The 19,667-nt window shown below is 60.2% G+C and carries 20 protein-coding genes and 1 riboswitch; of the genes, 13 read left to right on the top strand and 7 right to left on the bottom strand.

Annotated elements, in window-relative coordinates; translation table 11 throughout:
• Nucleotides 1–67 precede the first annotated feature (67 nt).
• The 8 genes from AC1DE4_RS05595 (at nucleotide 68) to fghA (ending at nucleotide 8,607) form a co-directional block, all read left to right on the top strand.
• A complete protein-coding gene (locus AC1DE4_RS05595) occupies nucleotides 68–994 on the top strand; it encodes a DMT family transporter (RefSeq protein ID WP_477880412.1) in 927 nt (308 codons plus the stop codon).
• A 98-nt stretch (nucleotides 995–1,092) separates the two neighbouring features.
• The gene (locus tag AC1DE4_RS05590) at nucleotides 1,093–1,800 is read left to right on the top strand and encodes a hypothetical protein (RefSeq protein ID WP_025661155.1); all 708 of its coding nucleotides are present in this window, start codon (nucleotides 1,093–1,095) and stop codon (nucleotides 1,798–1,800) included.
• An 85-nt stretch (nucleotides 1,801–1,885) separates the two neighbouring features.
• A complete protein-coding gene (locus tag AC1DE4_RS05585) occupies nucleotides 1,886–3,895 on the top strand; it encodes an acetyl-CoA carboxylase biotin carboxylase subunit (RefSeq protein ID WP_477880410.1) in 2,010 nt (669 codons plus the stop codon).
• Nucleotides 3,896–3,993: 98 nt separating this feature from the next.
• Nucleotides 3,994–5,262 (top strand): zinc metalloprotease, encoded by a 1,269-nt coding sequence (locus AC1DE4_RS05580; RefSeq protein ID WP_025661157.1) that lies wholly within the window; start codon nucleotides 3,994–3,996, stop codon nucleotides 5,260–5,262.
• Nucleotides 5,263–5,394: 132 nt separating this feature from the next.
• Nucleotides 5,395–6,522, top strand: a complete 1,128-nt coding sequence (locus tag AC1DE4_RS05575) for an S-(hydroxymethyl)glutathione dehydrogenase/class III alcohol dehydrogenase (protein ID WP_018854932.1) — start codon at nucleotides 5,395–5,397, stop codon at nucleotides 6,520–6,522.
• Nucleotides 6,523–6,626: 104 nt separating this feature from the next.
• Complete coding sequence (gfa, locus tag AC1DE4_RS05570; RefSeq protein ID WP_018854931.1) at nucleotides 6,627–7,205, top strand: S-(hydroxymethyl)glutathione synthase; 579 nt, start codon at nucleotides 6,627–6,629, stop codon at nucleotides 7,203–7,205.
• A gap of 104 nt (nucleotides 7,206–7,309) precedes the next feature.
• Nucleotides 7,310–7,777 carry a YaiI/YqxD family protein gene (locus AC1DE4_RS05565; RefSeq protein ID WP_025661158.1) on the top strand — a complete coding sequence of 156 codons (468 nt, stop codon included), beginning with the start codon at nucleotides 7,310–7,312 and terminating at the stop codon, nucleotides 7,775–7,777.
• On the top strand, nucleotides 7,774–8,607 hold the full coding sequence (fghA, locus tag AC1DE4_RS05560; protein ID WP_477880407.1) for an S-formylglutathione hydrolase: 834 nt from the start codon (nucleotides 7,774–7,776) through the stop codon (nucleotides 8,605–8,607). Before AC1DE4_RS05565 ends, fghA begins: the two co-directional genes overlap by 4 nt.
• 67 nt (nucleotides 8,608–8,674) lie before the next feature.
• Here fghA and AC1DE4_RS05555 read toward each other — a convergent pair whose 3' ends face one another.
• The 7 genes from AC1DE4_RS05555 to crcB form a co-directional block, all read right to left on the bottom strand.
• A complete protein-coding gene (locus AC1DE4_RS05555) occupies nucleotides 8,675–9,061 on the bottom strand; it encodes a DoxX family protein (protein ID WP_018854928.1) in 387 nt (128 codons plus the stop codon).
• Nucleotides 9,062–9,187: 126 nt separating this feature from the next.
• Complete coding sequence (locus tag AC1DE4_RS05550; RefSeq protein ID WP_025661160.1) at nucleotides 9,188–10,720, bottom strand: acyl-CoA carboxylase subunit beta; 1,533 nt, start codon at nucleotides 10,718–10,720, stop codon at nucleotides 9,188–9,190.
• Nucleotides 10,721–10,752: 32 nt separating this feature from the next.
• The gene (locus AC1DE4_RS05545) at nucleotides 10,753–11,208 is read right to left on the bottom strand and encodes a hypothetical protein (RefSeq protein WP_025661161.1); all 456 of its coding nucleotides are present in this window, start codon (nucleotides 11,206–11,208) and stop codon (nucleotides 10,753–10,755) included.
• Between the two features lie 70 nt (nucleotides 11,209–11,278).
• On the bottom strand, nucleotides 11,279–12,064 hold the full coding sequence (locus tag AC1DE4_RS05540) for an ATP12 family chaperone protein (RefSeq protein ID WP_025661162.1): 786 nt from the start codon (nucleotides 12,062–12,064) through the stop codon (nucleotides 11,279–11,281).
• Nucleotides 12,065–12,072: 8 nt separating this feature from the next.
• On the bottom strand, nucleotides 12,073–12,726 hold the full coding sequence (locus AC1DE4_RS05535; protein WP_018854924.1) for an HAD-IA family hydrolase: 654 nt from the start codon (nucleotides 12,724–12,726) through the stop codon (nucleotides 12,073–12,075).
• Nucleotides 12,723–13,718 (bottom strand): RluA family pseudouridine synthase, encoded by a 996-nt coding sequence (locus AC1DE4_RS05530; RefSeq protein WP_018854923.1) that lies wholly within the window; start codon nucleotides 13,716–13,718, stop codon nucleotides 12,723–12,725. Before AC1DE4_RS05530 ends, AC1DE4_RS05535 begins: the two co-directional genes overlap by 4 nt.
• Nucleotides 13,719–13,807: 89 nt before the next feature.
• A complete protein-coding gene (gene crcB / locus AC1DE4_RS05525; RefSeq protein ID WP_025661163.1) occupies nucleotides 13,808–14,185 on the bottom strand; it encodes a fluoride efflux transporter CrcB in 378 nt (125 codons plus the stop codon).
• Nucleotides 14,186–14,303: 118 nt separating this feature from the next.
• On the opposite strand from crcB, the gene AC1DE4_RS05520 reads away from it, so the two are divergent.
• From AC1DE4_RS05520 to AC1DE4_RS05500, 5 genes are all read left to right on the top strand, one after another.
• Nucleotides 14,304–14,573, top strand: a complete 270-nt coding sequence (locus AC1DE4_RS05520; protein WP_018854921.1) for a hypothetical protein — start codon at nucleotides 14,304–14,306, stop codon at nucleotides 14,571–14,573.
• A 113-nt stretch (nucleotides 14,574–14,686) separates the two neighbouring features.
• Nucleotides 14,687–14,778, top strand: a riboswitch (glycine riboswitch).
• Between the two features lie 154 nt (nucleotides 14,779–14,932).
• Nucleotides 14,933–16,069, top strand: coding sequence for a glycine cleavage system aminomethyltransferase GcvT (gene gcvT / locus AC1DE4_RS05515; RefSeq protein ID WP_025661164.1), 1,137 nt, complete (start codon nucleotides 14,933–14,935; stop codon nucleotides 16,067–16,069).
• Between the two features lie 23 nt (nucleotides 16,070–16,092).
• Complete coding sequence (gcvH, locus tag AC1DE4_RS05510; protein ID WP_018854919.1) at nucleotides 16,093–16,455, top strand: glycine cleavage system protein GcvH; 363 nt, start codon at nucleotides 16,093–16,095, stop codon at nucleotides 16,453–16,455.
• Nucleotides 16,455–19,319 (top strand): aminomethyl-transferring glycine dehydrogenase, encoded by a 2,865-nt coding sequence (gene gcvP, locus AC1DE4_RS05505; RefSeq protein WP_025661165.1) that lies wholly within the window; start codon nucleotides 16,455–16,457, stop codon nucleotides 19,317–19,319. Before gcvH ends, gcvP begins: the two co-directional genes overlap by 1 nt.
• A gap of 70 nt (nucleotides 19,320–19,389) precedes the next feature.
• Nucleotides 19,390–19,662: a DUF982 domain-containing protein gene (locus AC1DE4_RS05500; RefSeq protein ID WP_051420074.1), complete on the top strand. Its 273-nt coding sequence runs from the start codon at nucleotides 19,390–19,392 to the stop codon at nucleotides 19,660–19,662.
• Nucleotides 19,663–19,667: the final 5 nt, after the last annotated feature.

Genomic DNA, 19,667 nt, shown 5'->3' with positions numbered 1-19,667 from the left:
CTCCGCCCCCTTCACCCGCACCGTGACTTTCTATATAGCCGCTTGGACCAAATATAGAATCTCACGGATGCGCAATCCTCCCGAACACCAGAATTCCCTCCAGGGAATGGCCCTGATGGCAGGCGCGATGCTCGTGCTGCCGACGATGGATGCAATCGCCAAATACATGGCGAACGTCGAGGCGATGTCGCCCGGCCAGGTGACATTCTACCGCTTCTTCTTCCAGCTCGTGTGCACGCTGCCGTTCCTTTTCGCGGTATTCGGCCGCAAGGCGCTTCACGCCAAGCGCCCGTGGATGAATCTGTTGCGCGGTGCCCTCCATGGGGCGGCGAGCCTGCTCTTCTTCGTTGCCGTGAAATATATGCCGCTCGCGGACGTATTCGCGATCTATTTTGTCGAGCCCCTCATGCTCACGGCGCTGTCGGCTATCTTCCTCGGTGACAGGGTTGGCTGGCGTCGGTGGATGGCGATTGTCGTCGGGTTCGGTGGCGCGATGATCGTCATTCAGCCGAGCTATGAGATCTTCGGCCTGAAGGCGCTGTTGCCCGTCTTCTGCGCCTTCCTGTACTCGCTTTATCTCTTCATGAACCGGGCGATCGGCATTGCTGACTCCCCGCTGACCATGCAGACGATGGCTGGTATCGGCGGCACCGTGTTCATGGCTGTCGCGTTGATCGTGGGTAATGGACTCGGCATCGGCGATTTCCATCCCTCCTTGCCCTCCTCGGCATTGGGACTTGTTCTGCTGCTGATCCTCGGGACGATTTCGGGCTATGCCCATATGGTTATCGTCCGAGCCTTCCGGCTCGCACCGCTGTCGCTGCTCGCACCCTTCCAGTATTTCGAGATCATTTCAGCAACAGTACTCGGCTACGCGCTCTTCGGCGATTTTCCCAACGTTTCGAAGTGGATCGGCATCCTGATCATCGTCGCGTCCGGTCTCTTCATCATCTGGCGGGAGCGTGTGCAGGCGCGATCGTTAAAAACGTCATGACTATTTGAGCGCGCCATTAACACTGCTTCTTGAGGGATCATCAATTCGCTCGCAGTAGAAGGGCCCTTCGGCCTCATGATGAGGCTTGGAGACAAAAGATGAGCGAATTCCGTCTCGCTTTTCCGGCATGTGTGATTGCCGGGAAGCATCAGCTGACCACCGAAGACATCGGTCTGCTGCGCAAGCATACCTTCCCGGAAGGCATCCGGACCGCCGACGACGTTGTCGCCATGTTGGCGCTGAACAATTCCTGCCCCGCAAAATGCCCGGAGTGGAACTCCTTCTTTGTGGAGCAACTTGCTGGCTTCATCGTCAACTATAGCTACCCTCAGGGGTCTCTCGACGAGATCAATGTGGCCTGGCTCATACGCATGGTCGCGACCGACGGCGTGGTCAATTCGGAGCTCGAGCTCGAACTGGTTCTGCACGTGATGGAGATCGCGGTAAACGTGCCGGATGAGTTGCGCGCCTTTGCCCTCGATCAGTTACGTCTTGCGCTGGCGGAAAACGTCGGCGGCTATCGGCTATCGCGCGCAGTGGATCGAAAGGGCATCACGCGACAGGATATCGATTACATGATGCGGGTTCTCCGCGGCATAAGCGATGCCGGCGTTATCAGTGCGCCGCCCCTCACTTGGGGCGTTATGATGCGGATCGCGGAGGCAACGCTGCCGGCGGGAAATCATCCGCGTTGGGCCGACATTCTCTCGGCGCTCCAACTCGCGGATTATGCCGAGGCCCCACGCCGCAGCCGATGGCTGAGGATCGTCGATGACAGTTTCTGCAACGAAACCGCCGTGGCCTGAGACCCGCCGATATTCTTTCGGCTGATTGTGCGTTCCGGGGTTTTATGCGTAAAACTTCGGAACGCATGTTTTGGGTGGAGTCTCCATGTTCAAGAAAATCCTGATCGCGAACCGCGGCGAGATCGCTTGCCGCGTCATCAAGACTGCGCGCCGCATGGGAATTGCGACGGTAGCCGTCTACTCGGATGCGGATCGGGATGCACTCCACGTGGAGATGGCTGATGAGGCCATTCTTATCGGTCCCGCTGCGGCGGCCGAAAGCTACCTCGTGGCGAACAAGATTATCGCCGCCTGCAAACAGACGGGCGCCGAAGCGGTTCATCCCGGCTACGGCTTCCTCTCCGAGCGAGCGTCGTTTTGTGAAGCTCTGGAGAAGGAAGGCATTGTCTTCATCGGCCCGAAGCCGAAAGCCATCATGGCGATGGGCGACAAGATCGAGTCGAAGAAGTTCGCCAATGCCGCCAAGGTCTCCACCGTACCCGGCTATCTCGGCGTCATCGAGGATGCATCTCACGCGGAAAAGATCGCAGCCGAGATCGGTTACCCAGTCATGATCAAGGCCTCTGCCGGCGGCGGCGGCAAGGGCATGCGCATTGCCTGGAGCGAAGCGGAAGTCCGCGACGGCTTCGACCGGGCTCGTTCCGAGGCGAAGAGTTCCTTTGGCGACGATCGCGTCTTCATCGAAAAATATGTTGTCGAGCCCCGCCACATTGAAATCCAGGTGCTCGCGGACGGACACGGCAACGTCGTCTATCTCGGCGAACGAGAATGCTCGATCCAGCGCCGCAACCAGAAAGTCGTCGAAGAGGCTCCCTCGCCTTTCCTTGATGCCGAAACTCGCGCGGCAATGGGCGAGCAGTCGGTCGCGCTCGCCCGCGCCGTGGACTACCAAAGCGCCGGCACTGTGGAATTCATCGTAGATCGTGATCGCAATTTCTATTTTCTCGAAATGAACACGCGCCTGCAGGTCGAACATCCAGTTACCGAACTGGTGACGGGTATCGACCTGGTCGAACAGATGATCCGCGTTGCAGCCGGTGAAAAGCTCCCCTTTACGCAGAGCGACATAAAGCTGAACGGCTGGGCGATCGAGAGCCGGTTATATGCCGAGGATCCCTACCGAACCTTTCTTCCATCGATCGGCCGCCTAACGCGATATCGGCCACCCGCCGAAGGCAAGTCCGGCAACACCATCGTGCGCAACGACACGGGCGTTTTCGAAGGTGCCGAGATTTCGATGTACTACGATCCGATGATCGCGAAGCTCTGCACCTGGGCCCCGACACGTCTTGAAGCGATCGAGGCGATGGGCGAGGCACTCGACGGTTTCGTCGTCGACGGAATTGAACACAACGTCCCCTTCCTGGCCGCGCTGATGAAGCACCCCCGCTGGCGCGAAGGGCGTCTGTCGACCGGTTTCATCGCGGAGGAATACCCTGATGGGTTTGCGCCGATGGTACCGGACGCACATCAGCAAGCCACCCTCGCGGCCGTCGCTCTTTCTGCGTCTCTCGTTGAAGCCAACCGTCGGGAACGCTTCGCCGATCGCTTGCGCGGCCCCTCCGGCGCGACCCGTGAGGACTGGACCGTCAGGCTGGGTGACAGTTACGTCGATGCACGTCTGGTCGATGGGCTCGTGACGATCCCGTTCGACATGGACATCGAGATTGGCGGCAAGATTTCCAATGTCGTCACCGACTGGAGACCTGGCGATTCCGTTTGGCGCGGCAAGGTCGCGGGCCAAAGCGTGATTGCGCAGATCCGCCCGGTTCTCAATGGCCTCCGGCTGGACTGGCAGGGAATATCGCTGAAAGCCAAGGTATTGACGCCGCGACATGCCGCACTCGATAAGCTGATGCCAGTGAAGCTTCCGCCGGATACGTCGAAGCTGCTGCTCTGCCCGATGCCTGGTCTCGTCGTTTCGATTGCCGTGGTCGAGGGCCAGGAAGTCAAAGCGGGCGAAACGCTTGCCGTGGTCGAAGCCATGAAAATGGAAAACGTGCTGCGCGCCGAGCGCGATTTGGTCGTCAGCAAGATCAACGCCAAGCCCGGAGAGAGCCTTGCCGTTGATGCCGTCATTCTCGAGTTTGCCTGACGCACGCTAACGCCTCTTGCTGCCTCGCTGGTTAGGTTTTGTTAACGGCTGGCCGCCTATCGTGGCCCCACCGGCGGGATGCCCGGTGGAGGTAGCAAATGACGGCGCTGCAATCGGCGACCCTCTTGCTGGTCATAAATCTCGGTTTTCTCTGGCTTCTGATGCGAATCCCGCTGGGACGCAGAACCATTTGCCTCAGCCGGACCTACGGATGCTCCCCCGATAGACTCTGGAACGCGATGAACCCCGCCGGTCCGGATGCATCCTGGCACCACTCGGTCATCAGCAGTCACGCCCTTGCCGATCGGCGCGGCGTGGTGGAACAGACCTACCGGCATCTCGACAAGAACGGCGCGCCGTCCCGACGGCTACTTGCATTGGAACCGTTGCCATGGATGGCGAGCAATGCCCACGGCTTCCAGGCTCACATCATCGATGACAGCACGCTGGATCCCACATTCTGGGACCACTACCGGGAGCGCCGTATGATTCGACCGACACCCGATGGTGCGCTGCTGGAAATCGAACAGACCGACCGCTACCGTGGCTTGGCGTTCCTCTTGTTCCGCTATTTCGTCCTGCGCCGGGAAATGAAGGCGCTCGATGGATGGTTGAAAACAGGCGAGTCGCTGCCACAGGGCTACTTTGAGCGACCTCTGGTCCAAGGCGGTCTTGCGGTGTTGTCGACACTGCTGCTCTGGCCCTTCCTTGGGTTCGATGCAGGTGGCCTGATGCTCTCGACATTCCTGACTCTTGTCATTGTCTTCCATGAACTCGGGCATATGGCGGCCTACCGGATGTTCGGTCACGCATCCGTCAGGATGATCTTCGTACCATTGCTGGGTGGCATCGCGGTCGGCGGGAGGCCCTACCTGTCGCTATTCGAGGTGGCGACCTGCGCCCTTATGGGTGCAGGAATGTCGGCTTTCCTTGTCCCGATCCTCGCGGTCGCCACGCAGCTCGCCGATGCCGGTCTGCTGCCCTTGGCGTCACGTGGACCTCTGCTCATCTTCCTGTTGATCCTCGGCGCTTTCAACCTGCTGAACCTGCTGCCGATGCACCGTTTCGACGGCGGCCAGGTGCTCCGGCAAATTTTCCGCACGCGAAGGTCGCAGATTGCGGCCAGTTTTGTTGTCACCCTGTGCATTCTCGGCATCGGATTCGAGATCGGTTTGCCGGCGAACGTGCTAACCGCGGGCCTGCTCGTTTTCACGCTTGTTAGCCTCGTCAGCGGCGCTTCCGTGAAGCCGCGCCAGATGCTCGAAGAGATGAAGGACGGCGAGCGCATGCTGGTTGCCTTCGGCCTCTACGCGGCCATCGCAGTGCATGGCTATGCCATTATTTTCGCAACTGAAAAGCTCTTTTGACGCAGGCCGTATAGGGATTGGCGCAATCAGCCTATTCGAGGCGGAAACTCACGCCCACGGACAGTTTTCCCTTGAGCGGGCCGCGTCGTGCGTGCAAAGCTCCGCCCAATCAAATCAGTAGGAGCATCTGACATGGACGTTCGCGCCGCCGTTGCCGTACAGGCTGGAAAACCGCTTGAAGTGATGACCGTTCAGTTGGAGGGCCCGCGAGCCGGCGAAGTGCTGGTCGAGGTGAAAGCGACCGGCATCTGCCACACGGATGATTTCACCCTCTCGGGCGCCGATCCGGAAGGTCTGTTTCCGGCGATCCTCGGCCATGAGGGCGCCGGCATCGTCGTCGATGTCGGTCCAGGTGTGACCTCGGTGAAGAAGGGTGACCATGTCATTCCGCTCTACACGCCGGAATGCCGCGAATGCCCGTCCTGCCTGTCGCGCAAGACCAATCTGTGCACCGCCATCCGCTCGACACAGGGCCAGGGGCTGATGCCGGATGGCACTTCGCGCTTCTCGATCGGCAAGGACAAGATCCACCACTATATGGGCTGCTCAACCTTCGCCAACTACACGGTGCTGCCGGAGATCGCCGTCGCCAAGGTCAATCCCGACGCACCCTTCGACAAGATCTGCTATATCGGCTGCGGCGTAACCACGGGCATCGGCGCCGTCATCAACACCGCCAAGGTGGAGATGGGCGCGACCGCGATCGTCTTCGGTCTCGGCGGCATCGGCCTTAACGTCATCCAGGGCCTGCGCCTCGCCGGCGCCGACATGATCATCGGCGTTGATCTCAACAACGACAAGAAGGCCTGGGGCGAGCGCTTCGGCATGACGCATTTCGTCAACCCGAAGGAGGTCGGCGACGACATCGTGCCTTACCTCGTCAACATGACGAAGCGCGGCGCCGACCAGATCGGTGGCGCCGACTATACCTTCGACTGCACCGGCAACACCAAGGTCATGCGTCAGGCGCTGGAATCATCGCATCGCGGCTGGGGCAAGTCCGTGGTCATCGGTGTTGCGGGTGCCGGCCAGGAGATCTCTACCCGGCCGTTCCAGCTGGTCACCGGTCGCTCCTGGATGGGCACGGCCTTTGGCGGCGCACGGGGCCGCACCGATGTGCCGAAGATCGTCGATTGGTACATGCAGGGCAAGATCGAGATCGATCCGATGATCACCCACACCATGCCGCTCGAAGACATCAACAAGGGCTTCGAACTCATGCATTCCGGCGAAAGCATCCGAAGCGTGGTACTGTATTGAGGCGAGGACGACGGAATGCGGCGCGACTTTAAAATGGCCTGCGGCTTTTTCGCAAATTGATCCTGATTTGGGAGCCGTGGGCAGCTAAGGAGGAGGAGCTGAACATGCCAAGTCAAGTATCGCTGCACCCCGCCCTCGACGGCGGTGTGAAAAAGGGCCAGGCAAATTTCAACGGCGGCACGCTGGTCTGCGCCTGCGTCGACCGTCCTGTGAAGGTCGCTATCAAGGGTACTATCGCGCACAATCACGCCTGCGGCTGCACGAAATGCTGGAAGCCGAAGGGAGCGGCTTTTTCAGTGGTCGCCGTGACCCCGCATGAGAACGTCACGGTGCTGGAAAATGGCGACAAGCTGCAGGTCGTCGATCCGGATGCGCTGATCCAGCGCCATGCCTGCAAGGCCTGCGGCGTTCATATGTACGGACCGGTGGAGCGCGAACATGCCTTCAAAGGGCTCGATTTCATTCATCCGGAACGCTTTCAGGAGAGTGGCTGGCCGGAGCCGACATTCGCGGCCTTCGTGTCGTCGATCATCGAATCCGGCACGCCGCCTTCGGCGATGGCAGGTGTCCGCGGTCGCCTGAACGAGCTAGGCCTCACGCCCTATGATTGCCTGAACCCAACGCTGATGGATGTCATCGCAACCTGGGTGGCGAAAAAGGCAGGCACACTGAAGGAAGCCTGACGTCTTGAACAAATGGCAGCCGTCGGATTATGAGACCCCGAACGAACCGCCGCTACGCGCCCGTCGGGGCCTCCTAGCGTTTCCATCAAAGCAGATTGAAATTCATGATTTATGTCGATGCAGACGCCTGCCCGGTGAAGCCGGAAATCCTCAAGGTCGCCGAGCGCCACGACATGGAAGTGACCTTCGTGGCGAATTCCGGTCTGCGTCCTTCCCGCGATCCGATGGTGCACAATGTCATCGTCTCGGCCTCGTTCGATGCCGCCGACAACTGGATTGCCGAGCATGCCAGTGTCGGTGACGTGGTCGTCACTGCCGATGTCCCGCTCGCGGTCCGTTGCGTGGCAACTGGCGCGCTCGTCAGCGGTCCGACGGGTCGGGTCTTCGACCATACCAATATCGGCATGGCGAGCGCTATGCGCGATCTCGGCGCTCACCTGAGAGAGACCGGCGAAAGCAAGGGTTACAATGCGGCCTTCGGCCCGAAGGATCGCTCCCGCTTCCTCGAAACTTTCGATCGCCTGTGCCGCCGGGCCAAGGCTCTTACCCCAAAAACGGACGATAAAGAATGAACATAATTTCACAGACGACTGCCTTTGGTGGCATGCAGGGTGTTTTCACGCACGAATCCGACGCCTGCAAGTGCGACATGACTTTTGCAGTTTTCGTCCCACCAAAGGCCATCAAGGAGCCCTGCCCGGTTGTCTGGTATCTCTCAGGCCTAACCTGCACGCATGCAAACGTTATGGAAAAGGGCGAATATCGGCGCATGGCTGCAGAGCTCGGCCTGATCGTCATTTGCCCGGACACGAGCCCGCGCGGCAATGACGTCCCGGATGAGCTTACCAATTGGCAGATGGGCCAAGGCGCCGGTTTCTATCTCGATGCGACGGAAAGGCCTTGGTCGGAAAACTATCAGACGTACACCTACATCACCGAAGAACTTCCGGCCTATGTTAGCCAACACTTCCGCATGGACATGAGCCGCCAGGGCATCTTCGGTCACTCGATGGGCGGTCACGGTGCCATGACCATCGCGCTCCGGAACCCAGATCGGTTCAAGAGCTGCTCGGCTTTTGCGCCCATCGTGGAGCCTTCGACCGCGGATTGGTCGGCCCCAGCGTTTGAGAAATATCTGGGCTCCGACCGTGCCACCTGGCGGAAATATGATGCCTGCGCCTTGGTAAGCGACGGCGCACGTTTTCCCGAGTTCCTGATTGACCAAGGCAAGGCCGATGGCTTCCTAGAGAGCGGGCTGCGTCCATGGCTGTTCGATGAGGCTGTGAAGGATACTGACATCAAGCTTACCCTGCGCCTGCACGAGCGCTACGATCACTCCTACTACTTCATTTCGACCTTCATGGACGATCATCTGAAGTGGCACGCGGAGCGTCTTGCCTGAGGCGGCAAAAAAACAGGTAGCGAGCCGCAGCCGCGGCCGGTAAAGCCGGCCACGGCATTTTATTGCATCAGGCGGAGGCCTTGCGCCCCTCGACCGACAGAGCACCGGGGCCAGCGAAGAAGATGAACAGGAAGATGAAGCTGAACAGAATTGCCGCCTCGCCACCGTTCAGAGCCGGCCAGAACGCTTTCGATCCGTGCGCCATGAAGTAGGCAACAGCCATCTGGCCCGAAAGGATGAAGGCGACCGGCCGCGTAAACAGCCCGATCAGCACCAGCAGGCCACCGACCACTTCGAGCAAAGCGGCGACCAGCAGCAAGGGCGGCAGCGGGCCGTCCATCTGCGCGGCCGGGAACGCGAAAAGCTTCATCGTTCCATGCTCGATAAACAGCAGCGCAGTGATGATGCGCAGAGCGGCAAGCGCGTAGGACTGGTAGGCGCTCAGTCGTTCCATGTAGACTCTCCTTTTGAATAAAGACAGCGGAGGGTTAGCTGCTTCGCCAAGAGGAAAGAAGACACGGATCGTTGACGGGCGATCACTTCCTGTTGATTTTCCTTGGCTTTCCCCACTTTATTCTCCTTAAAGCGGAATATTGTCGTGCTTCTTCCAAGGATTGCTCAGGTCTTTATTGCGAAGCATCTTTAGGCCCCGCGCCAGCCGTCGGCGTGTGGAATGCGGCATGATGACCTCGTCCACGTAACCGCGCTCGGCAGCGACGAACGGAGAAAGGAACCGATCTTCGTACATCTTCGTATGCGCGCTGATCTTTTCGGGATCGGCGATATCCTTGCGGAAGATGATTTCGACGGCCCCCTTCGCGCCCATCACGGCGATCTGAGCCGTCGGCCAAGCGTAGTTCAAGTCCCCCCTCAAATGCTTGGATGCCATGACGTCATAGGCCCCGCCGAACGCCTTGCGCGTGATGACGGTGAGCTTCGGCACCGTCGCCTCCGCATAGGCGAACAGCAGTTTCGCACCATGTTTGATCAGCCCGCCATATTCCTGGGCGGTTCCAGGCAGGAAGCCGGGCACGTCTACAAAGGTTACGATCGGAATGTTGAAGCAGTCGCAGAAGCGGACGAACCGGGCTGCCTTTCGCGACGCATCGCTGTCGAGCACGCCGGCGAGCACCATCGGCTGGTTTGCCACGAAACCGACAGTCGAGCCTTCGATCCGACCGAAGCCGCAGACGATATTCTTGGCGAAGCTCGCCTGGATCTCGAAGAAATCACCCTCATCCACCGTCTTTAGGATCAATTCCTTGATGTCGTAGGGCTTGCTCGCGTTCGTTGGCACCAGTGTGTCGAGCGATGCATCGGCATCTGTCACCGACTGGTAACATTCGATTTCGGGCACCGGTGATGTGTTCGACTGCGGTAGCACGTCGATGAGTCGCCGAACCTGCAGCAACGCCTCGACGTCATTGTCGTAGGCGCCGTCGGCAATCGAGGATTTGGTCGTATGCACCGAGGCGCCACCGAGTTCTTCCGCGGTGACGGTCTCATTCGTCACCGTCTTCACCACGTCGGGGCCGGTCACGAACATGTAGGAGGTATCACGGACCATGAAGATGAAATCGGTCATGGCGGGCGAGTAGACGTCACCGCCGGCACATGGACCCATGATGACCGAGATTTGCGGAATGACGCCGGAGGCGAGCACATTGCGCTGAAAGACCTCCGCATACCCGCCCAGCGCCGCCACGCCTTCCTGGATACGCGCGCCGCCGGCATCATAGATGCCGATGATCGGCGCTCTGTTCTTGAGCGCCATATCCTGAACCTTCATGATCTTCTCGGCATGCGCTTCCGAGAGCGAACCGCCGAACACCGTGAAGTCCTTCGCGAAGACGAATACCGTTCGCCCGTTCACCGTTCCCCAACCGGTGACCACGCCGTCACCGGCGATCCGCGTCTTGTCCATGCCAAAATCGTTGGATCGATGCTCGACAAACATGTCGAACTCCTCAAAGGAGTCTTCGTCCAGGAAAAGATCGATCCGCTCACGTGCCGTCAGCTTGCCGCGCTGATGCTGCGCGTCGATACGCACCTTGCCTCCACCGAGCCGTGCAATGCCGCGCCGGCGTTCGAGTTCCTCAAGAATTTCCTTCATGGATACTCCTCGCCGCGGATCACGCGGCTGGTTCAAGCGCGTCCGGCGCTCAGTGAGAAAGCGGAACGAATGCGAGCGGCGATATCCTCGGCGAGGATCTCGTCGGCTGCCGTTGGACTACTGGAGAAGCTTGTCACTTCAAACGCACTGACGGCGATGACCGAACCATCGTCGACGGAGGCGGCATCGACGCTGACCTTTGCGACATTCCGGCTCTTGTCGAAGCCCTGGCCCTTTTCGACAAAAAGGATCCGGATTGTCAGCACAACGCGCGGATAGACGTCTGTTCGCACCGTAGCGTTTATCGCGGCATTTACCCGATCGCCGACACCGGCAAGGATTGCTGGCGGGATCTTCTGCGCGCTGACAACGACAGCGCTTCGCACGTCATAGACCGGGGCGGGTTGCTCCTTTGCGAAAATCGAGCACGAGGCAAGCGCGATGCAAACCAGCGCCACCGGTAAAAAGCACGACTTGACCCAGCTCATTAAGAAAATCCGCATCCGCCCCCAATAGACTCGCAGATTTTCGCGATAACCCGGCTCAACGCAATATGTTTCAGCCCTTCAAGGCCAAAAAAACGTCCGCAGCGGCTTTGAAGTCCTCAAAGCGCTTCGCGCGCCGCTCTTCGGCTTCTTCGTCACTGCCCCAATGCTCGATCGTCCAATCCTCATCGAGATGCGCGAGCGACCAAACCTTGTCCGCCGGCAGAGTGCCATCGGCGAAGGCAAGCGCCAGCAGCGCGGAGCCGGTCAGTGTCGTGATGGTGTGCAAGGCCGCCAGGGTCGTCGCATCGTCGTGCCGCCTCAATGCTGCGGAATACGCAGAAATTGCTTCCGGCGGCTGGTCATGGTGCATGACGCCTTCGATCAGGATGAAGCGCGCGCCGAGCGAGTTGCCGGCCCAATCGAGCACCGGGTCCCAAAGATCTCTCTGGCGCTCGACGAGGGCTTGCGGGGCTTCGGCACGATAGCAAAGCAGATCGCTCGAGGAGAAGCGCACGATATCGTCGAAGACGGCTTGCGTGTCGGCTGCAACTCCGTCGATGGCGGTGTTGACGAGCCGAGTCACAGGCATGGTCGAGGGGTCGATCACCTCAACCTGCGCCTCCCATTCGTGTACCAAAAGCTCCGCAAGTGGCTTCGTCGCGACAACAAGCAGTTTGCGCGCTGGCGTACGAATGGCCTTGCCGTCCAGCTCGATGGAATGGCCTTCGTCGACTTCCGCGATCGTGACAGCCTTGTAGAAGCGCTTCGGCAACGGCTTCTTCATCTGGATCTGGGCACGGCGAATAGGGTCCGGATGGCTCAATCCTTCCGCCAGGTCGTTCAACAGATCACGCATGCTTCACCTCAGGAAAAATGCTTCAAAACGTCACTCGGGTGACGAACAATGCCGTCGGCCCCTGCAGACACCAGATCGTCCACGCTCGCATAGCCCCACGACACGCCAACCGCTTTCGCGCCCGCGGCCTTCGCCATCTGCATATCGTAGATGGCATCGCCGATAACAATCGCATCGGCGGGATTCATGCCGATCTCGCTGCAGCACTCCATTACCATAGCTGGATGGGGCTTCGATGGGCAGTCGTCAGCCGTGCGCGAAACGATAAAATGGGGTGCGAAACCGTGTGTTTCGAGAATGTGGACAAGACCGCGACGCGACTTGCCCGTTACCGCTCCGATCAGGATGTCATCGTTCTGCGCCAATTCATCGATCAACGGCCTGATGCCATTGAACAGCGGCACGTCCATTCCAGGTTCGTCACGAACACCGGCATAGATCGTCTTGTAGTGTGCCGTCATCGCGATCGCTTCGTCGTCCACGTGCGGCTTTCCCTGCATCCGCGCAATGGCGATATCCAGCGTCAGTCCGATGATCGACTTCGTCAACGAGACATCCGGCCTATCGTATCCGAAGTGCACGAAGGTCCGCGCCATCACCTCATGGATCAGTGCTGCGCTGTCGACCAGCGTGCCGTCACAATCGAAGAGCGCCAGTCTCATTCGTCATCGGCTCCGTCGGCAGAGTTCTCATCAAATCCCAGCAGGTTCCAGGTCTGGACCATATGCGGAGGCAGCGGCGCGGTGATGCGAAGGCGCCCTCCGGACGGATGCGGGATGTCGATGTGGCGTGCGTGCAGGTGCAGTCGCTTTTGAACGCCGCCGGGAAAATCCCAGTTCGGATCATCGTCGAAATATTTGGGATCCCCAATGATCGGGTGACCGATATGGAGCGCATGGACGCGAAGCTGATGCGTACGGCCGGTATAGGGCTCCATTTCAAGCCAGGCGAGCCTCTGCGCCGCCGTCTCGACCACGCGGTAGTAGGAAACGGCGTGGTCGGCGCCTTCCTCACCATGCTTGGCAATCCGCATGCGGTCGCCATCCGGCGTTGCTTCCTTCACAAGCCAAGTCGAGATCTTGTCCTCGCGCTTGCGCGGTACCCCCTTCACGAGCGACCAGTAGGTCTTCTTCGTGTCGCGTTCCCGAAAGGCGGCTGTCAGCTTCTGGGCGGCGCCGCGGGTGCGTGCGATGACCAGGACACCCGATGTGTCCCTGTCCAAGCGATGCACCAGGCGCGGCTTCTCGCCTTTCGGACTGGTCCAGGCTTCGAGCATCTTGTCGATATGGCGTGTCACGCCTGAGCCGCCCTGCACCGCAAGGCCCGCGGGCTTGTTAAGGACGATGACCTTGTCGTCTTCGTGCAGCACCATCCGCGACAACAGTTCGAAATCGCCGGAGTGCTTGAGATCGCGGCCAGCGATCGGTCCGGTTTTCGCCTTGGCATCGACATCAAGCGGTGGCACGCGCACCATCTGTCCGGGCTGCACACGCGTGTCGCTTTTCACTCGCCCACCGTCGACGCGAACCTGTCCGGAGCGAAGCAGCTTCTGGAGCGGGCCGAAACCGAGGCCCGGGAAGTGCACCTTGAACCAGCGGTCGAGCCGCATGCCCGCCTCATCCGGCTCCACCTTTTTGTGTTCAATACCCGCCATACGTCATCTTTCGGAAAATGGTTTCCGCGCACGGCGCGGCCTTTGCGGCTGGCTTTAGAGCATTTTTGCCGAAAACGGAAACCGTAATCTCACAAGATCGCGCGCATGAGTGCCAGTCCGCCGATCACGGCGGCCAAGGAGAGGCCGACGCTGGCGGCGATATAGATCGCGCTGGCGACAGTTGCGCCACGCTCGCAGAGCGAAATTGCATCGAGCGAGAACGAGGAGAAGGTTGTAAGACCGCCGAGGAAGCCGGTGATCAGTAGCAGGCGCAATTCCGGCGAGGCATCGAAGCGCCGGACGATCATCTCCGCGAATACGCCGATGATGAAGCAGCCAACAACGTTGACGGTCAGTGTCCCCCACGGAAATGCCGGCCCTGCAATCCTGAGAGCCAACTGGCCGACATAGTATCTAAGCACGGAACCGATCGCACCGCCGACGGCGACAAGGAAGGCCTGAATCATGGATCTACTCTGTTTTGACGCGCGGGACATTCCAATCATCTGCGGGGAAGATCAAGATGCATAAAATGCTAGCGGTTGATTTAGCCAGTTAAGAACCCCCGCGCCTTATCGTGTCACCATGACAGTCTTGGTTGGCAGCATATCCGCAAGCACCGCCGCCGCAGCGTTTGAAACGCTTCGGATTCCACAGCGTGTGTCCGCAAGCACCTCTGCCAAAGAGTCTCGCCGCGCCGCCGATCGTCAAACCAAGGCAGCCAGCGGCCAGGACGTCGAAGAGCCCGCCAATATCATTCAATCGACGGAAGTCGCGCTGGATCTCATGACAATGGGGCAAAGGCAGCCGCAGGCCGGGTTGAAACAGGCCCTGGAATTCTACAGCGAGAGCTGAGCGTCGCCGGATTTTCTCACCCGCAGCGACCTATCATTAGGAGCGCGCGACAAAAATTTGTTCGGCGGCGACATTCCCCCTTGCCAACTACAGCCCTGGCCAGATAATTGCCCTCGACCTTGTTGGGAGAAGCTGGTCGTCTACGACCGGTGCCGAAGGAGCAACCGCCCCGGAAACTCTCAGGCCAAAGGACCAGCAAGGGGCAGACGGAACTCTGGAGAGAAGCGTTCTCGAAACGCTCGCCGAAGGGATAACAATCTCAGGCACAGGGACAGAGGGGGCTCGAAGTACAAGGCGCAACTGCGTCTGAAGATTTGAGCCCGCGCATGGAATTCCAGGCGCAAACCCCGGAGGCGTCGTTGGACGATACTGCTGCCCTCAAGAAAACCCCGCTGCATCAGCTGCATCTGTCACTTGGCGCCCGTATGGTGCCGTTTGCAGGCTATGACATGCCGGTGCAATATCCGGCCGGTGTGATGAAGGAGCACATCCAGACCCGCACGTCCGCCGGTGTTTTCGACGTGTCCCATATGGGCCAGGTCGTCATCAAGGCAAAGTCCGGAAAGTATGAGGACGCCGCGCTGGCGCTGGAAAGCCTCGTTCCGGTCGATATCCTCGGCCTCGCGGAAGGTCGCCAACGCTACGGTTTCTTCACCGATGAGAACGGCGGAATTCTCGACGACCTTATGATCACCCATCTCGACGATCACTTGTTCGTCGTCGTCAATGCGGCCTGCAAGGATGACGACCTTGCCCATCTCCAGAAGCATATCGGCGATAGCTGCGACATCACGCTCCTTGATCGCGCGCTGATCGCCCTCCAGGGACCGCGCTCCGTCGAGGTGCTCGCGGAACTGTGGGCAGATGTCGCCGCGATGAAATTCATGGACGTGCGCCACTGCCGGCTGCACGACGTTTCCTGTCTGGTCTCCCGCTCCGGCTACAGCGGCGAGGACGGCTTCGAAATCTCCATTCCCAAAGACAAGGCGGAGGATGTCGCCAAGCGGTTGCTTGAACATCCGGACGTCGCGCCGATCGGGCTTGGCGCTCGTGACAGCCTGCGCCTTGAGGCCGGCCTCTGCCTGTATGGCAACGACATCGACACGACCACCACGCCCGTGGAAGCCGCGCTTGAATGGGGAATGCAGAGGGCCCGCAAGTCCGGCGGCACTCGCGCCGGCGGTTTCCCCGGCGCTGATCGCATTCTGCGCGAGTTGGAAAGCGGCGCGACCCGCCGGCGTGTCGGCCTGAAGCCCGAGGGCAAGGCCCCGGTTCGCGGCCACGCCAAGCTCTTTGCGGATTCCGAAGGCAAGACGGAAATCGGCGAAGTGACCTCGGGTGGCTTCGGCCCCTCGGTCGAGGGGCCCGTTGCGATGGGTTATGTGCAGCTTCCCCACGCAGCCGTTGGAACGCAAGTTTACGCCGAAGTGCGCGGCAAATACCTGCCTGTCACGGTCAGCGCCCTTCCCTTCATCACACCGACCTACAAACGCTGAAACATTTTCCGGAGAGAACAATCATGCTGAAATTTACCGAAGAACACGAGTGGTTGAAAATCGAAGGCGCTGTCGCAACGGTCGGTATTACCAATTATGCCGTCGATCAGCTTGGCGACCTCGTTTTCGTCGAACTGCCTGAAGTTGGCGCCACCTTCTCCAAGAACGACAACGCGGCCACCGTCGAGTCCGTCAAGGCTGCTTCCGACGTCTATTGTCCGCTCGATGGTGAGATCACCGAAGTCAATCCTGCGATCGTCGCCGATCCGTCGCTGGTCAATTCCGATCCCCAGGGCGCCGGCTGGTTCTTCAAGCTGAAGCTGGCAAACGCCACCGATGCCGATGGCCTGCTCGATGAAGCGGCCTACAAGGAGCTCACCGCCTAATGACGACGCCGACCGAATTCCAGTTTACAGACTACCAGCCGTATGACTTCGCCAACCGTCGCCATATTGGCCCCTCGCCGGCTGAAATGGCTGACATGCTTGGTGTCATCGGCTACAGCAGCCTCGACGGGCTGATCGACGCCACCGTGCCGCCCTCCATCCGTCAGAAGGCGCCGCTTGTCTGGGGCGCGCCGATGACGGAACGCGAGGCGCTCGACAAGCTGCGCGAGACGGCCAACATGAACAAGGTGCTCGTCTCGCTGATTGGCCAAGGCTATTACGGCACGATCACGCCGCCGGTTATCCAGCGCACCATCCTGGAAAACCCCGCCTGGTATACGGCCTATACGCCCTACCAGCCGGAAATCAGTCAGGGCCGCCTCGAGGCGCTGCTCAATTACCAGACCATGATCTGCGACCTCACCGGTCTCGATGTCGCCAACGCCTCGCTGCTCGATGAAGCGACTGCTGCTGCCGAGGGCATGGCAATGGCGGAGCGCGTCTCCAAGTCGAAGGCGAAGGCCTTCTTCGTAGATGCCGCCTGCCATCCGCAGACGATCGAGCTGATCAAGACCCGCGCAGAACCGCTCGGCTGGAGCGTCATCGTCGGCAATCCGTTCATCGATCTGGACCCGGTCGACGTCTTCGGCGCCATCTTTCAGTATCCGGGCACGCATGGCCATGTTCATGATTTCACCGGCCTGATTTCGCGCCTGCATCAGACCGGTGCCATCGCGATCGTCGCAGCCGACATCCTGGCTCTGACGCTTCTGAAGTCACCCGGGGAAATGGGCGCCGACATCGCCATCGGCAATTCTCAGCGCTTCGGCGTTCCTGTTGGATATGGCGGCCCGCATGCGGCCTACATGTCGGTCAAGGACGCACACAAGCGCTCCATGCCCGGCCGTCTCGTCGGTGTTTCCGTCGATGCTCGCGGTAACCGCGCCTATCGCCTGTCGCTGCAGACCCGCGAACAGCATATTCGTCGCGAAAAGGCGACGTCGAACATTTGCACAGCGCAGGTGCTGCTTGCCGTCATGGCCTCGATGTACGCCGTCTTCCATGGCCCGAAGGGCATCAAGGCGATCGCACAGCAGGTTCATCAGAAGGCCGTGCTGATGGCCAAAGGCCTGGAAAAGCTCGGCTACACCATCGAGCCCGAAACTTTCTTCGACACCATTACCGTCGATGTCGGCCATATGCAGGGCCTCATCATGCGGGCAGCCGTCGCCGAAGGTGTGAACCTGCGCAAGGTCGGCGCGACGAAGATCGGCATGAGCCTTGACGAGCGTACGCGCCCGGCAACGCTGGAAGCCGTCTGGCGCGCCTTCGGCGGCAATTTTGCTGTCGGCGACTTCGAGCCGAGCTATCGACTGCCGAAGGGCCTCGCCCGCACCAGCGAGTACCTGACGCATCCGATCTTCCACATGAACCGCGCCGAAAGCGAGATGACCCGTTACATCCGCCGGCTGTCGGACCGCGATCTGGCGCTCGATCGCGCGATGATCCCGCTCGGCTCCTGCACGATGAAGCTGAACGCTACAGCGGAAATGCTGCCGATCACCTGGCCTGAGTTCTCGGATATTCATCCGTATGTTCCAGCCGATCAGGCGCGCGGTTATCGCGAGATGATCGACGATCTGACGGAAAAGCTCTGCGCCGTAACCGGCTATGATGCCTTCTCCATGCAGCCGAACTCCGGCGCGCAGGGCGAATATGCTGGGCTGCTGACGATCCGCAACTACCATATCGCCAACGGCAACGGCCATCGCGACGTTTGCCTCATCCCGACGTCGGCGCACGGCACCAATCCTGCCTCGGCACAGATGGTCGGCATGAAGGTCGTGGTCGTCAAGGTTCGTGAGAACGGCGACATCGACATGGATGATTTCCGCGCCAAGGCGGAGCAGTATTCGGTGAACCTCTCCTGCTGCATGATCACCTACCCGTCGACACACGGCGTCTTCGAGGAAACCGTCAAGGAAATCTGCGACCTCGTGCACACGCATGGTGGCCAGGTTTATCTCGACGGTGCCAACATGAACGCCATGGTCGGCTTGTCCCGCCCTGGTGACATCGGTTCCGACGTCAGCCACCTCAACTTGCACAAGACGTTCTGTATCCCGCATGGCGGCGGCGGCCCGGGCATGGGTCCGATCGGCGTCAAGGCGCATCTGGCACCCTACCTTCCGGGTCATCTGGAAACCGACGGTCGTAAGGGCGCGGTATCGGCTGCGGCTTTCGGCTCGGCATCGATCCTGCCGATCTCCTGGAGCTACTGCCTGATGATGGGCGGCGAAGGCCTGACGCAGGCAACGAAGGTGGCGATCCTCAACGCCAACTACATCGCCGCACGGCTGAAGGGCGCCTACGACGTGCTCTACAAGTCCGAGGCCGGGCGCGTGGCGCATGAGTGCATCATTGACACGCGCCCGCTGGTCGATAGCGCCGGCGTGACGGTCGACGACGTCGCAAAGCGCCTGATCGACTGCGGCTTCCACGCCCCGACCATGAGCTGGCCGGTCGCCGGCACGCTCATGATCGAGCCAACGGAGTCGGAAACTAAAGCCGAACTCGACCGCTTTTGCGAGGCGATGCTGGCGATCCGCCAGGAGGCCCGCGACATCGAGGAAGGTCGCTCGGACAAGGTCAATAACCCGCTGAAGAACGCCCCGCACACAGTCGAGGATCTCGTCGGCGAATGGGATCGTCCTTATTCGCGCGAACAGGCCTGCTTCCCACCCGGCGCCTTCCGCGTCGACAAGTACTGGTCACCGGTCAACCGCGTCGACAACGTCTTCGGCGACCGCAACCTGATTTGTACCTGCCCGCCGGTTGAGAGCTACGCGGAAGCTGCTGAGTAACATCCGAACGGCCTTCCCTTTTCAGGGAGGGCCGTTCCGCACTTACACTGGAAATGAAGGTCCGCGCGGAATGCCAAAAGACGACAGCGATTCTCTGACGCAGGCTCCCTGGCCAAAGCCGGTCCTGCTTGCCCTTGAAGAGCCGGGCAACTACGTGACGATCGCAACGACGCAGGCGGCCTCCTGGACGATGATCGAGGATTGGCCGACCGAAGACGGTCCGGCGCTCGACCGCGCCTTGTTGATCTGCGCCGACGTCGTCAAGGGCAAGCGCACGAACGAGGATGCACGACGTGCCTTCATAGAAGCTGCCGTCGAAGCGGGCATCGACATCAAGAGCTGACAACC

The sequence above is a fragment of the Rhizobium sp. 10N414 genome, assembly GCF_056394785.1.
The sequence above is the reverse complement of the archived record's forward strand: the minus strand, read 5'-3'. Positions and strand labels throughout refer to the sequence as shown.